Here is a 13,936-nt window from a genome sequence, read left to right as displayed (position 1 = left end):
GGCCTCTACACGGCCTTTGCTGCCAGCCTCACCGGGACGGCCCTCGAGTGGTACGACTTCGCCGTCTACTCAGCGGCCGCCGCCGTCGTCTTTCCCATCGTTTTCTTCCCCGCCTCCGATCCCCTGACGGGCACCATCCTGGCCTTCTCCACGTACGCCGTGGGCTACGTGTCCCGCCCTGTTGGTGGCATTATTTTCGGCCGCCTGGGCGACCGCATCGGCCGCAAGAGGGTCCTGGTCACCACGCTGATGATCATCGGTGTGGCCACCGTCCTCATCGGCGTCCTGCCGGGGTATGACGCCATCGGCATCACGGCGCCCATCATCCTGGTGCTCCTGCGCTTTGCCCAGGGCGTGGGTGTCGGCGGCGAATGGGGCGGCGCCGTCCTGCTCTCCAGTGAGTACGGCGACCCGCACCGCCGCGGCTTCTGGGCCTCGGCCGCACAGGTGGGACCGCCCGCCGGCAACCTGCTCGCCAACGGCGCCCTCGCAGTCCTGACCCTCATGCTGACCGAGGAACAGTTCCTCGGCTACGGCTGGCGGATCGCGTTCCTGGTTTCCGCGCTGCTGGTCGCGTTCGGCCTGTGGATCCGGCTGCGGCTGGAGGACACCCCCGTCTTCAAGGCGATCGCGGCCCACGGCGAGCAGCCGCATGCTCCCATCCGCGAAGTCTTCAGCCATGAACTGCGCCCGCTGATCGCCGCCATCCTCTGCCGTGTGGGACCGGACGTGCTGTACGCCCTGTTTACCGTCTTCACCCTGACCTACGGCATCCAGACCCTGGGCTACGAGCGCAACCAGGTCCTCACCGCCGTCCTGATCGGCTCCGCTTTCCAGCTCTTTATGATCCCGCTGGCCGGCGCCGTTTCGGACCGGTTCAACCGCCGCCTGGTCTACGGCGTGGGTGCGGTGGTCGGCGCCGTGTGGACCTTCATCTTCTTCGGCATCCTGGGCGGCGACAACCAGCCCATGTTGATCGTTGGCATCGTCCTGGGGCTCGCGGCACACTCGTTCATGTACGGCCCGCAGGCCGCCTTCATCGTGGAACAGTTCTCCCCCCGGCTGCGTTCCACCGGAAGCTCCCTGGCCTACACCTTTGCCGGCGTGATCGGCGGCGCCATCGCCCCGCTGATGTTCACGGTGCTGCTCTCCCAGTTCGGCACCTGGATTCCGGTGGCCATCTACGTTGCCGTCGCCGCCGTCGTGACCCTGGTGGGTCTCGCCATGGGCCGCGACAACGACACCGTGGAGGACCAGGACTACCGCCTCCTCCTGGAAGGCGCGGCGGAAGCCAAGCGGGCGTCGGGAGTGGGCGACTCCCGCTGAACCCGTCAGGTGCGCAGCAGGATATCGCGGGTAACTGCCAAGTGCTCGTCGATCGCCTTCTGCGCCTGGACGGCGTCGCCGGCCACCAGGGCGTCAAGGATGCCCTGGTGTTCGGCGCACACGTCCTGGCGCCGGCCGCCTGTCCGGAACAGGGCGGCAACGCCCACCAGGATCTGGCGGACGTGAAGCTTGCTGTAGGTCCGGGAGATGAGTTCATTTCCGGCGGCGTCGATGAGCTGCTGATGGAAAAGGGTGTCCAGCCGGATGAATTCGCGGGCATCCCCCGGGCTTTCGGTATCCGGAATCCTGGCCTGGAGGTCCAGCGTTTCCTGCATCAGGCCCGCGGGGACGCGCTGCTCGGCGATGACCAGCCGGGCAGCGTAATTTTCCAGCACGCCGCGCAGCTCCATGAGCTCGGAAATCTCCCTGCCGGTGACGGCCGGGACGTACGCACCGCGCTGGGGAATCAGCTCCACCAGCCCGTCGGATACCAGGAGGAGCAGGGCTTCACGGACCGGGGTGCGGGAAACACCGATGTCTGCCGCCAGCTCTGTCTCGTTAAGGAACCGGCCCTGAAGCTCCGGATCAGTCAGGACGTTCTCACGCAGGTGGATGTACGCCTTCTCGCGACCGGACGCCGCCGTTCCCGGCATTTTTCCCATACATTATGTATACAACAGATTGGAGTTCTTCCATGCGTCTTGCAGTCGCCCAAATCATCAGCAGCGCAGACCTTGCTGCCAACCTGGAGCTGATCCGGGAGTACGCAACGGAGGCCAAAGCCGCCGGCGGGGAACTGGTGGTCTTCCCCGAGGCAGCCATGCGCGCTTTCGGCCATTCCCTGAAGGACATCGCCGAACCGCTTGATGGACCGTGGGCGGAAAAGGTCCGCGGCATTGCCCGGGAACTGGACATTGCGATCGTAGCGGGGATGTTCACTCCTGGAAAGGACGGCCGCGTCCGCAACACGCTGCTGGTCACCGGCCCCGGCCTGGACACCTCCTACGACAAGGTGCACCTCTTCGACGCCTTCGGCTTTATGGAGTCCAAGACAGTGGATGCGGGAAAAAGCCCTGTGACGTTCGAACTCAACGGCACGGTCTTCGGACTTGCCACGTGCTACGACGTCCGTTTCCCTGCCTTGTTTACGGCCAATGCCAAGGCCGGCGCGCAGGTCAACATCGTGTGCGCGTCCTGGGGCGCCGGCGAGGGCAAGGCCGAGCAGTGGGACCTGCTGGTCCGGGCCCGCGCGCTGGACAGCACCACGTTCGTGGTGGCCTGCGGCCAGGGCGACCCCGAAACCACCGGGGCAGGTCCGGCCGGAGCGGCTCCCACCGGAATCGGGCACAGTGCCGTCATCTCCCCGCTGGGGTCCGCACTGGCGGCTCTGGACGGAAAGCCCGGGCTCGCCGTCGTGGAGATCGATCCCTCGCTTGTGGACGAAGTCCGCACCAAGCTTCCCGTTCTGGCCAACGCCCGCCAGTTCTGAACCTGCCGGCTGCACGCCCCCGCCGCTTTACCCGGCAGGGTCCAGGAAGCTGCGGAGGGCGTGCACTTATTCTTCAAACGCGTCCAGGTGCGCATCGTGAGAGCCTCGCGCAAAAGATCGGACGCCCAGTTGCTACAGGTCCCATCCCTCTGAGTCATCGCACTGCAGGCGCTGAGACAGCGTGAGTCCTCGTTCACAGGCAGGAAACGTAGCCGGGAACGACGTACGACGGCGGCTTCTCACCTTCTCAACAGGCAGTCGCCTGTGGATTCGCCTGTGAAGGGGACGGGGGACTTTCGATGAGAGGTACGGGATGGCGCTCGTTAACACCGCCGAAACACAGCTGACACGCGAACTTCACGCAAAGCCGATTTGTGTAACGTCACGGCAACTTTGAGCGGTCTTTTCCGAAACACAACCAACGAAAGATGGACGGCGGGGGAAAGGCAAGGGGCTGCAGCGCCCCGTCAAGCTCACATCCGAAGGGACCTGCCGGTGGAAATCTCTGCCCAACATGTCTGGCTGATGATTTCAGCCGCGATGGTACTGCTGATGACGCCCGGGCTCGGACTCTTCTACGGCGGCATGACCCGTGCCAAGGCCGCGCTGAACATGATCATGATGAGCTTCATCTCCGCCGGCATCGTCGGCGTGGTGTGGGTCCTGTGGGGCTACTCCATGACCACCGGCGAGGGTGTCCTGGGCATCTTCGGCAACCCCTTCGCCAACTTCGGGCTGCAGAACCTCATGGGCTCCCCCGACCTCATCAAGGCCGGCTACAGCGCCACCTTCGCCATCATCACGGTGGCACTGATCAGCGGCGCCATCGCCGACCGCGCGAAGTTCAGCGCATGGGCCCTGTTCGTGCCGGTGTGGATCACCCTGGTTTACTGCCCGCTGGCCTACATGATCTGGGGCGGCGGCCTGATGAGCGCCGGTGGAGCAGTCACCGCCATCTTCGGCCAGGTCATCGATTTCGCCGGCGGCGCTGTTGTGGAGATCAGTTCCGGAACAGCCGCACTGGTTCTTGCCCTGATCGTTGGCCAGCGGCACGGCTTCGCCAAGGATCCCAACCACCGCCCCCACAACGTGCCCTTCATCATGCTGGGCGCCGCCATCCTCTGGTTCGGCTGGTTCGGCTTCAACGGCGGTGCTGCAACCACGGCCGAGCAGGCCGGCCTGATCTGGGTCAACACCCTGGTCACTCCGGCGGCAGCCATGCTGAGCTGGCTGGTCACCGAGAAGCTCCGGCACGGCCACCCCACTTCCCTCGGCGCGGCATCCGGCGTGGTGGCCGGACTCGTGGCCATCACCCCGTCCTGCGCCAACATCAGCCCGGTGGCCGCAATCGGCCTGGGCCTGGTGGCGGGTGCCGCCTGCGCCGTGTTCGTTGACCTCAAGTACCGTTTTGGACTGGATGACTCCCTGGATGTGGTGGGAGTCCACCTGGGCGCCGGACTCATCGGCACCCTGGCACTGGGATTCATCGCTCTCCCCATTGAGGGCCAGGGCGGCGGGCTCTTCTACGGCGGCGGGGTCCAGCAGCTCATCGCCCAAACCGCGGCCGTTGTCATCACCCTGCTGCTGTCCGGCCTGGGAACCCTGGTCATCGGCCGGATCATCAACAAGACCATCGGGTTCAGGGTCAGCCATGAGGCGGAAACTGCCGGAGTGGACCTCTCCGAGCACGCCGAGAGCGCCTACGCGTTCGGCGAGCTTGGCTCCGGCTTCAACCCCCTGCGAACCGCCGCTTCCCATCTCCTGACCGCTGCCGTTCCGGCCGCCGCCAAGGATTCCACCGCTCGGGATTCGACTGCCAAGGATTCCGCCGAACTCCATGCCAAGGAAGACTCCTTCGCATAGCGGGCTGCGCCTAAGGGTTCCCCCAACCTAGTCCGCCAGGATCTTGTACAGTGCACGGCGGGTCTCATCCAGCTTTTCGATGGCAGCCGCCCGCTGTTCTTCTGTGACGCCGCTGCGGAACTGGTGAATGACGCCCATCAACTTGCCGATGCTCTGGTGGAACTCCCGGTCGGAGCTGTCCGGACCGGCGTTCCACGCATTTTCCATCTCCTCGGCATGCTCCGCCACGTAGGCCCTGCCGGCGTCGGAAAGTGCAAACTCCGTGCCGCGGCCTTCGCTCAATGCGGTAATCAGGTCCTCGTCCACGAGCTGCTGCAGCGTGGGGTAGATGGATCCTGGACTGGGCCGCCACGCGCCGTCCGTCTTTTCGGCAATGGTCTTGATCAAGCCGTAACCGTTCGAGGGTGCTTCGGCCAGGAGCGACAGGATGGCGGCGCGGACATCCCCGCGGCTGGCCCGCCGGGAGCCACGGCCGAAACCGGGACCAAAGCCGGGTCCGAATCCCGGACCAAAGCCAGGCCCAAAGCCGGGACCGAACCCGCCGCCGCGGTGCCCGTGCGGGCCCCTGCGGCCGCGGCCCCGCTCAAACCGGCCCCTCGCAAATTCCGGGCCGGGAAATCTTTCGTCAGAAATGCCTTTCATAGTGGCATCGTCCTTTCAATCTTTACGCTGACTTCTTCAGCGATAGTTAACGATATGTCGTTAACTATCGCTGGGTCAAGCAATTTTCGTGACCATATCCTGACCTGCCGGGCTCTGGCCCGCCTTGATATAGGGGCGTATCCTCGATTCACACCTCCGAGTTCGAGGGCTGATGAATGGCGAAGAAGCGGAAGCGCAAGCGCGGTCCCGGACGCGCCCTGGGACAACTCCTGGGGTTCCTTGCCGCGAGCATCATGTGCGGGATCCTGGTTGCCAGCCTGGTGGCGCCTGCTTTGGCAGCGGCCAAGTTTGGGGTTAGCAACTCCGTCGGGTTTTTTGAAGGCCTGCCCGCGGAGCTGACCGTGGAGCCGCCGTCGCAATCCACCAAAGTCCTGACCTCCGACGGCCAAACCATCGCCACGTTCTATGCCGAGAACCGCGTCAGGGTACCGCTGGATCAGATGTCCCCGTACATCAAGGACGCGGTCATCGCAATCGAGGACAGCCGGTTTTATGACCACGCCGGCGTCGACCCTCAGGGGATTGTGCGGGCCTTGGTCTCGAATGTGACCAAGGGTGACAGGCAGGGGGCCTCCACCATCACCCAGCAATACGTCACCAATGTCATCAACGAGGCGCGGCTTTCGAAGGACCGGCCGGACGAGGTGATCCTCAGCGGGCAAAAGGACCTTGGCGACAAGCTGCGGGAGATGAAACTCGCCCTCGCCCTGGAAAAGGAGTTCAGCAAGGAGCAGATCCTCGAGGGCTACCTGAACATCGTGTTCTTCAACAGCGACGCCTACGGTGTTGAAGCTGCTGCACGCTACTTCTTCAGCACTAAGGCCAAGGACCTCAACCTGCCCCAGGCCGCGCTGCTGGCGGGGCTCGTGAACAGCCCCACGTTTTATAACCCGGCGCTCAACCCGGACAACTCAATGGTGCGGCGCAACCAGGTGCTTGGCGAGATGCTCCGTCTCGGCAAGATCACGCAAGCCGAACACGATGAAGCAGTGGCCACCCCGATCGAGCTCAAGATCAGCCCGGAGCGGCAGGGCTGCGCCAATGCCACGATGGCCCCGTACTTCTGCGACTACATCTCGCATCTCATCCTGAACAACCCGGCGTACGGGCCGAATGAGACGGAACGCCAGCGCAAGCTGTACCGCGGCGGGCTGACGATCGTGACCACGCTGGACAGCCGGCTCCAGGCGGCGGCGCAGGCGCAGGTGGATGGCACGGCGGGGCCCAACCCCGACCGGTGGGGTGCAGCACTGGTGACGGTGCAGCCAGGAACCGGGAAGATCCTGGCGATGGCGCAGAACACCGTGTTCCTTGCGGAACCGGGCAAGTTCGATACCCATTTGAACTTCAATGTTGATGCCAAGGACCCGCAGGGCAATAATCTGAACGGAGCCGGCGGGTTCCAGACGGGCTCGACCATGAAGCCCTTCACGTTCGCTCAGTGGCTGAACGAGGGCAAGCCCCTTACCGCGGAAGTGGACGCATCACGCCGCGTCTACCCGCTGGGTTTCCCGTGGAGGTCGAGCTGCGGCAAGGTGTTGGGCGCCTACAGCACCGCGCAGAACAATCCTGAACTGGGCGCCGCCGATGACCTGCAGAACGCCGAAGAGGGCTTCTACCGGAAGATGGCCATCAACTACGGCCTGTACAACTCCATCAACACGGCTACCTTCGCTTCGGCCACTCAACTGGACTTCTGCGGCATCCAGAAGATGGTGGACGCGGTAGGACTGCACAACGGGCTGGACGGCTCCCCCATCAACATGCACCAATTGGGCAACCTGCTCGGTGCCACCAACGTCGCTCCGCTGCATATGGCGAACGCTTTTGCCACTTTCGCCAATGACGGCCGCTACTGCACCCCGGTTGCCCTCCTTGAGGTCACTGAAGCCTCCGGCGGGAAGCTTCCTGCGCAGCCTGTCGAGTGCAGGGATGCCGTAAAGCCGGACGTTGCCCGAGGCGTGAACAACGTGCTGCAGGACGTGCTTGTGAGGGGCTCCGGCTTCTGGATCAACCCCAAAGTCCATGACAAGGTGCCGACGGCGGCCAAAACCGGCACGTCCAACAACAACGGTGCAACCTGGATCGTCGGCTATACCAGTGGACTTGCCACTGCGTCCTTCTTCGGGGACCCACTTGAGAGCCAAAAGCGCCCCGGCCAGAACGTCACCATCAACGGGACGTTCTACCCCCGGCTCGACGGCTACATGATTGCAGGACCACAGTGGGCTAACTACATGCTGAAGGTGGCACCGCTCTACCCGGCCGGTCCGTTCCCGCCGCCTCCCCCATCGATGATGGGCCCCAACCCGTCACCGAGCCCAAGCCCGAAGCCCTGACGGCTGCCGCCGCCGAGCGACTGCTGGGCGTGTCGGCACTACCCTGAAGGCCCCGCCCTTCCCAGCACCTGAACGGTGTGCTTCATTGCTTCCTGGCGACGAACCGGTTCCCGGTCTGGGTTACGGACGGTACGACGGCGGATGGCCGGCTTAGTTCCAGCTCCCGCCCGCGTGCCGGGCACCGCTTTTTGATCGGGTGACGCTGGGGGCAGTGGTGCCTGATGTTGCGGAGCCTCGGGCAGAGGGACCAACTCCCGTGAAGTCCCTGGCAGTGGCGGCGCGGTGGAGCGGTAGGTGTGGCCTGTTGGTGTCCGGGTTTCGACGGTGTGGCGGGTTCCGGGGATGGGTTTTGCGGTCCAGCCGGGGTTTTCCTTGGTGTGGTTGCAGGCTTCGCAGAGCCCTTGGCCGTTCCCGGCGGTGGTTGGGCCGTCGTTGTGCCAGGGGATGATGTGGTCGTCGTGGCGGATTGGCGCGTCGCAGAACGGGGTCCGGCAGGTGTCGTCCCGGACCTGGAGGAACCGGCGGAGCCCGGGTGGGAAGAACCTGGCTTTTGAGTCCATCGCGACCAGCTCACCGGTGCCGGGGGCTGTGTAGAGCCTGCGGAGCCAGACCGACAATTCATGCTGATGGGTAGAACCAACATCAGTGCCAGCATCAATGCCAGAACTGACGCCAGCATCAGTGCTAGAACCGGAACCAGAACCAACACCAACAGCAGTGCCAGCACAAGCGTCCGGGGCGGCCATCCCCGCTGAACCGGTGCCGGTTGTCCTGTTCAGGATGGTTTCGCGTGCCCATTGTGCGGGGACGGTGCCGTAGCCGGTGAGTCGGGCGGGTTCGCTGTCACCTTGAAAGAGGGTGCGGTCGGTCATGACGAGCTGGATGTCGATCCCGGTGATCCCGCCCGGGGTGCCAGTGACGCGTTCGACCAGGGAATCTGCCATGATCTGACCCTTGGAGCGTTCATCCCCGGAGGCCCGCAAGGTATCGGCATGCCGGGTAAGCGACGCGTACGCGGCCACACCCTCGGCGACGGGCAGCAGCGCGGTCAGGTACGTCATGGTGTCCGGCGCCGGACGCAACGACACGGTCCGTTCGGTCACGGCGTGGCTGGCCCGCCGCGCCACAGACTGGGGATCCTTCCGATAGGCGGCGGCCCGGACAGCGGCAACAATGGCTTTGTCTCCGGCGCCGGTGAACGTGCCGGTGTCCGCGGCGAGCTCCTCGTCCACCGCCTGCCGGTCCTCGACCGACAGGCAGGCTGTTTCCCGCACGACCAGCGTGGTGCGCCATTCATTCAGCTGCCCCGCCCGGAACGCCGCAAAGGTGTGCGGCATATCCTTTGCGGCCTTGCCCAGGCCCAGCAGCCTTCCTCCGCGGGACGGTGACTCCCGCCGCGCCAATGCGATCTGGGGGCCGACGTCGGCACCTTGCTCATCTGCAGGAACCCCGGCCGCAGCCTGGGCCCGGCGCTGGAACAGATCAAAGGCAACAGCAATGTCAGCCTGCTTCGCAGCCGCGGCAGACTTCAAATCCTCAAGCTCCCGCAGCTGATCAATCATGGCGGCACCATCAGCACAAACCCGCACCGCATCCAGGGCAACCCTGACATCAGTCACCGACGGCATGGCAGCCAGAGCCTCATGGACGTCAGCGACCGACGGCACAGCCGCCAGAGCCTCCCGGACATCAGCGACCGGCGGCACGGCAGCCTGGGCGTCCGGAACAGCGACGCCCCAGCGGGACGCCAGCCATAGCTTCCAGGACGGTGTCGACGGACCGGACATCAGCAACCACCGGCTCAGCAGAAGCAGCCGGCACACAGGGAATGCCCGCCCCGCTCACCCCTGCCAAAGCCCCAACCGCTTCCATAAACAAAGTCTTCCAGCAGGGTGTGACAATTGCCGGGAGCCAAAGTTCCTATGTGGAAAACCGGAGCAAGGCCCAGTCCCTCTGCCACAATAAGCGGCGTGAAGACCCTCGAAACGGAGCGGCTGATCCTCCGCCAGTGGGAGCCGGAGGACGCGGACTTCGTGCTGGATCTTTACTCGCGCTGGGAGGTGCAGCGCTTCATCGGCAACCCGCCGCAGGTCATGACGAACCGGGTCCAGGCCGAGGAACGCATCCGCACCTGGCGGGACATGGGTCACCCGGTGCACCCCGTGTGGGCGGTCCAGCTCAAAGCCGGAGGACAACTGGCCGGAACCCTGCTCCTGAAGTCCATACCGGCGTCGGGCCGATTACCGCTGCAGCCGTCCGGGGACACGGAAATCGGCTGGCACTTCCACCCGGACTTCTGGGAACACGGTTATGCAACGGAGGCCGCCGCAGCCGTCCTTGCCTACGCCATGGACAGCGGACTTCCCAAGGTTGTGGCGGTAACCGCGCCGGCCAACACGGCCTCGCAGAAGGTGTGCACCCGGATCGGGCTGGTCCACCAAGGACAGACCGGGCGCTATTACAACGCGCTCTGCGAGCTGTTTGTACTGGCTCAAAACCCTGGCAGCAACTGAACGTCCCTGAAGGGCACGCCGACGACGGCGGGAGGCACCGGCGTCGTACGGCTCCTAGCCGGTCCCTTTCCACAGCCGTTGCCACCATGAGCGCGGTGCTTCCGGAGGCTCGGGCGCCGCCTCAACGGCCCGCGACGCCCGGCGCTGGCGCCAGCGCTTCACCTCATCCTCGACATCCCGGGTTTTGGTAATGACGGGCGGGCCGCCCTGGAGCTGTCGCCGTGCGTCGATGACGCGCCTGTTGAAGTCCACCAGGAGGTCCCGGACCTGCTGCTCCGTGTACTGGCCATCGAGCTTTGCATCCAGCTCCGCATCCTCGGTGCGCAGGAGGATTGCGGGCGGACCCAGGCCGCTGATGTTCTCCCTCTGGAGAAGGCCTTTGACCCACCAGTCGGGATCGTACGACTCCCCCAGCCCCGGAATCGGCTTGCCCGCGTACTTGAGGTTGTCGAACTTCCCCTGCGCCATGGCATCCCGGACCAGGTATTCGGCCCTGGCGGCGTCGCTCACCTTACGGCGCTTCGCCCGCTCCTTCTCATCCAGGGCGTCGAGGGCGGCTTCCTCCTCCGCGCTGATTCCCGCTCCGCGGTAGGACCGCACCTCGGCGGCGCGCTCCAGCCGCTTCCGGATATCCCCCGTCCCGCTGGCCATCCGTGCCACCGCCTTACCTCGGTTAGTGCCTTCCTTCAAGTATTTCGAAGCCTTCCGCAGGGTTCAACGCCCGCCCGCACATCATGTGGGAAAGCGCTTCCCGAACTATGCAATACTCTGTCCTATGCCCAACCCCTCACCCGCGTCCAACACCCTCGGCGCCATCCATCAAGCATGGGACTCTCCGCTCACCTCGCCGGCCATGAGCAACACGCTGGACCGCCACGAAAGGTTCCGTGTCACCAACCGCTACGTGGAGATCGGTGGAAAACCGGGGATTCCTGTGTCCGGTGAACTCCATTTCAGCAGGGTGCCCCGGGAGCGGTGGGAGGAGCGGCTGCGGCTGATGAAGGCCGGTGGCATCACCGTGGTGGCCTCCTACATCTTCTGGATCCACCACGAGCGCACGGAGGGCAAGGTCAGTTTCGACGGCGGCCTGGACGTTGCTGCGTTCGTCCGGCTGTGCGCGGAGGCAGGGCTGGACGTGGTGCTGCGGGTGGGCCCCTGGTGCCATGGCGAGGTCCGCAACGGCGGCTTCCCGGACTGGGTGCAGGCGGCCACGGTGAAGCACCGCACCAACGATGCTGGCTATCTGGAGCTGGTGGAGCGCTGGTTCGGCTACCTGGGGCAGGAGCTGGACGGGCTGATGGGCCCCGGCAGCAACGTGATCGGCATCCAGCTGGAGAACGAACTGTACGACCAGCCCGGGCACATCAACGAGCTCAAGAAGCTTGCACGGAATGCCGGCCTGTCCGCCCCCGTCTGGACCGCAACGGCGTGGGGTGGTGCCGAGCTTCCCGACGGCGAGGTCCTGCCGCTTTTCGGCGGTTACGGTGACGGGTTCTGGGTGGATGCCGACTCCCCATGGGATCCGACGTTTCGCGAGCACTACTTCTTCAGCCACGTCTGGGACGATCCCGGCATTGGCGCGGACCTTCGGGAGCAGTTCGGGAACGGAAGCGGGACGCGTGCGCCGCGCACGCCGTCGGCCCTGTTCCCGCCGGCCACCTGCGAGCTTGCGGGCGGCATGGCCACTGCCTACCAGCGCCGGCCGTGGCCGCGGGGGCTCGACGTGGCAGCGGTGGCGCACAACAAGATCGGCAACGGCTCCGCCTGGCAGGGCTACTACATGTTTGCCGGCGGCATGAACCCGGCCGACGGGCTGCAGGAGTCGCAGGCGACTGGGTACCCGAATGACCTGCCCCGGTTCGATTACGACTTCCACGCACCGATCGGAGCATCAGGCCGCCTCGCACCCAGCTTCGCCGCCCTCCGGAAACAGCACGCATTCCTGGCGGCTTTCGGCGACCGCCTCGCAGAGATGCCGTCCACCCTGCCCGAGGTGCTGCCGGCGGGCATCGACGACACCGCCACGCTTCGGTGGGCCCTGCGCAGCGACGGATCCGCGGGCTTCCTCTTCATCACGTGGCACCAGCCGCACATCCCGCTCGATACTTACCGCGGAGCGCAGTTTGAGGTAATGCTCGACGGCGGCCCGGTCACCTTTCCCGAGGTCCCTGTCGACGTGCCGGCGGGAACCATCGCCCACTGGCCGATAAACCTGGAGGTGCGAGGTGTGACCCTTGAATGGGCCACAGCGTCCCTCTTGACAGTGCTGGAAGCTGCGCCGGGCGCTGCGCCAACCCTGGTCCTGGCGGCCGAGGCCGGTGTCCCTGTGGAGCTCCGCTTCGCCCGGGGCACCGAGGTCGGTGGCCCGGCACTCTCCGCACCGGGACTCTCCGCACCGGGCCGCACGCAACGCCTCGCCGTCAGCGAACCCGTGATGCTGGCTGCCCAGTCAGGGGACGCAGTCCTCGACGTCCTGCTCCTCCCTGCCGGGCTCGCGGACCAGGCCTGGATTCTGAGTGGCCGCCGCGGCCGCGACCTGGTGTTCTCCACGGACCGGCTGTGGCTGGACCGCGACGGGCTGCTGGCTGGAAGGTCACAGGGAGAACCCGCGGTGGACCGCTACGACCCGCGGACGCGCTCGTTCCTACCCGTGGACATCCGGACCGCGGGCACTCCCCAGCGTGGACACAGTATCGAGGCCCGGCTGGTGCGCCCTGCCCGCCCGGTTCCTGCGTCCTATGGAGAGGCCGCCAACCGGGCCGCCGCTCCCGAACCCGAGGTGATCGACGGGCTGGCGCAGACGTACAGCCTGGACCTGCCAGCCGAGGCATTCGCCCAGGCCCACGCAGAGCTTGAGATCCACTGGGCCGGCGATGTTGCCCGCATCCTGGTGGACGGCGTGGCCGTGGCGGACCGGTTCTGGGACGGCTCGCCCTGGCTCCTCAACGCCGCAGACTGCGGCATCATCCCCGGCGCAGACGTGGTTTTGCAGATCCTCCCGCTATCCCCACAGGCCAAGGTGGGACTGCCGGCCGAAGGACAACAGCGGAGGGAAACCATACCCGGTGACCTGCTGGCCTTGGACGCGGTCCGGCTGACCACGTGGACCGGGTGGCAGGAGAAGGCGGGGCACAGCGTCGCCTAAGCTGGCACTGTCCCGGACACGGTTGGCAGTTTCCCGGGCAAGCACGGGCCGTCGAAGAGGAGAAGTCCATGGATGCGAGCGGGTCAGCGGAGCGCACGGAGACCTTCAGCTGGACCGATCCGCGGATATCGCTGGAACACCTGCCGCGGATGTCCGGCCTGGAGTTCCTCACCGGCATGCGGGACGGCAGCATCCCCCGCCCGCCCATGGCCGCACTCATGAACCTGGATCTGGTGGACGTGCAGTCCGGCCGGGTGGAGTTCGAGTGCCGGCCTGCCGAGGCGCACTACAACCCGCTGGGTGTAGTGCACGGCGGCCTGGCCTGCACTCTCCTGGATACCGTGGTGGGCTGCGCCGCCCACAGCACGCTGGCCCCCGGGTTCGGCTACACCTCCATTGACCGCTCGGTCAGCTACCTCCGCCCCATCACCCTCAAGCACGCCATCCTGCGGGCGGCGGGATCGGTGGTGAAGACGGGATCGCGGGTCATCTTCGCGGAAGGGCGCATCATGGGGCCAACCGGCGAACTCCTGGCCACCGCCACGAGCTCACTGCTGGTTTTTGGCGTGACGGCGCCGAAGGAATAGCGGCAGCAGAG

11 protein-coding genes are annotated in these 13,936 nt (G+C 65.7%); 7 read left to right on the top strand and 4 right to left on the bottom strand.

All coding sequences use genetic code 11. The features are described from left to right. Positions 1-1,326, top strand: a 1,326-nt coding sequence (locus P2Q66_RS10440; RefSeq protein WP_275727820.1) for an MFS transporter, incomplete at its 5' end; no start/stop codon positions are given. 5 nt (positions 1,327-1,331) lie between these two features. Here P2Q66_RS10440 and P2Q66_RS10435 read toward each other — a convergent pair. Then, complete coding sequence (locus tag P2Q66_RS10435; RefSeq protein ID WP_275727818.1) at positions 1,332-1,988, bottom strand: GntR family transcriptional regulator; 657 nt, start codon at positions 1,986-1,988, stop codon at positions 1,332-1,334. Between the two features lie 32 nt (positions 1,989-2,020). Between P2Q66_RS10435 and P2Q66_RS10430 the strand changes: the two genes are divergently transcribed. Together P2Q66_RS10430 and P2Q66_RS10425 are read left to right on the top strand one after the other, a co-directional pair. Beyond that, entirely contained in the window at positions 2,021-2,815 is a 795-nt protein-coding gene (locus tag P2Q66_RS10430; RefSeq protein ID WP_275727816.1) for a carbon-nitrogen hydrolase family protein, read from the top strand. A 495-nt stretch (positions 2,816-3,310) separates the two neighbouring features. Then, positions 3,311-4,678, top strand: a complete 1,368-nt coding sequence (locus P2Q66_RS10425; RefSeq protein ID WP_275727814.1) for an ammonium transporter — start codon at positions 3,311-3,313, stop codon at positions 4,676-4,678. A 27-nt stretch (positions 4,679-4,705) separates the two neighbouring features. On the opposite strand, the gene P2Q66_RS10420 is transcribed toward P2Q66_RS10425, so the two are convergent. After that, the gene (locus P2Q66_RS10420) at positions 4,706-5,320 is read right to left on the bottom strand and encodes a PadR family transcriptional regulator (RefSeq protein ID WP_275727813.1); all 615 of its coding nucleotides are present in this window, start codon (positions 5,318-5,320) and stop codon (positions 4,706-4,708) included. Positions 5,321-5,496: 176 nt separating this feature from the next. On the opposite strand from P2Q66_RS10420, the gene P2Q66_RS10415 reads away from it, so the two are divergent. Beyond that, positions 5,497-7,680, top strand: coding sequence for a transglycosylase domain-containing protein (locus P2Q66_RS10415; RefSeq protein WP_275727812.1), 2,184 nt, complete (start codon positions 5,497-5,499; stop codon positions 7,678-7,680). 38 nt (positions 7,681-7,718) lie between these two features. Here the strand turns inward: P2Q66_RS10415 and P2Q66_RS10410 are convergent, their stop codons facing one another. After that, entirely contained in the window at positions 7,719-9,308 is a 1,590-nt protein-coding gene (locus P2Q66_RS10410; protein ID WP_275727821.1) for an HNH endonuclease, read from the bottom strand. A 342-nt stretch (positions 9,309-9,650) separates the two neighbouring features. On the opposite strand from P2Q66_RS10410, the gene P2Q66_RS10405 reads away from it, so the two are divergent. Continuing rightward, positions 9,651-10,193, top strand: a complete 543-nt coding sequence (locus P2Q66_RS10405; protein ID WP_275727810.1) for a GNAT family N-acetyltransferase — start codon at positions 9,651-9,653, stop codon at positions 10,191-10,193. Positions 10,194-10,247: 54 nt separating this feature from the next. Here the strand turns inward: P2Q66_RS10405 and P2Q66_RS10400 are convergent, their stop codons facing one another. Further along, positions 10,248-10,844: a DUF1992 domain-containing protein gene (locus P2Q66_RS10400; RefSeq protein ID WP_275727809.1), complete on the bottom strand. Its 597-nt coding sequence runs from the start codon at positions 10,842-10,844 to the stop codon at positions 10,248-10,250. A 124-nt stretch (positions 10,845-10,968) separates the two neighbouring features. Here P2Q66_RS10400 and P2Q66_RS10395 point away from each other — a divergent pair, with 124 nt between their 5' ends. Both P2Q66_RS10395 and P2Q66_RS10390 read left to right on the top strand, forming a co-directional pair. Beyond that, positions 10,969-13,338, top strand: coding sequence for a beta-galactosidase (locus tag P2Q66_RS10395; RefSeq protein WP_275727808.1), 2,370 nt, complete (start codon positions 10,969-10,971; stop codon positions 13,336-13,338). 68 nt (positions 13,339-13,406) lie between these two features. Continuing rightward, the gene (locus tag P2Q66_RS10390; protein WP_275727806.1) at positions 13,407-13,925 is read left to right on the top strand and encodes a PaaI family thioesterase; all 519 of its coding nucleotides are present in this window, start codon (positions 13,407-13,409) and stop codon (positions 13,923-13,925) included. The last annotated feature ends 11 nt before the right edge of the window (positions 13,926-13,936 follow it).

Origin of the sequence: Arthrobacter sp. Cr_A7, from assembly GCF_029222765.1 — a bacterium.
Taxonomy (GTDB): Bacteria; Actinomycetota; Actinomycetes; order Actinomycetales; family Micrococcaceae; genus Arthrobacter.
The sequence above is the reverse complement of the archived record's forward strand: the minus strand, read 5'-3'. Positions and strand labels throughout refer to the sequence as shown.

Excerpts from the sequence above, each read along its gene's own strand:
- P2Q66_RS10420 (WP_275727813.1), bottom strand. The coding sequence starts at position 5,320 with ATGAAAGGCATTTCTGACGAAAGATTTCCCGGCCCGGAATTTGCGAGG.
- P2Q66_RS10435 (WP_275727818.1), bottom strand. The coding sequence starts at position 1,988 with ATGGGAAAAATGCCGGGAACGGCGGCGTCCGGTCGCGAGAAGGCGTAC.
- P2Q66_RS10415 (WP_275727812.1), top strand. The coding sequence starts at position 5,497 with ATGGCGAAGAAGCGGAAGCGCAAGCGCGGTCCCGGACGCGCCCTGGGA.
- P2Q66_RS10400 (WP_275727809.1), bottom strand. The coding sequence starts at position 10,844 with ATGGCCAGCGGGACGGGGGATATCCGGAAGCGGCTGGAGCGCGCCGCC.
- P2Q66_RS10410 (WP_275727821.1), bottom strand. The coding sequence starts at position 9,308 with ATGCCGTCGGTGACTGATGTCAGGGTTGCCCTGGATGCGGTGCGGGTT.
- P2Q66_RS10395 (WP_275727808.1), top strand. The coding sequence starts at position 10,969 with ATGCCCAACCCCTCACCCGCGTCCAACACCCTCGGCGCCATCCATCAA.
- P2Q66_RS10430 (WP_275727816.1), top strand. The coding sequence starts at position 2,021 with ATGCGTCTTGCAGTCGCCCAAATCATCAGCAGCGCAGACCTTGCTGCC.
- P2Q66_RS10390 (WP_275727806.1), top strand. The coding sequence starts at position 13,407 with ATGGATGCGAGCGGGTCAGCGGAGCGCACGGAGACCTTCAGCTGGACC.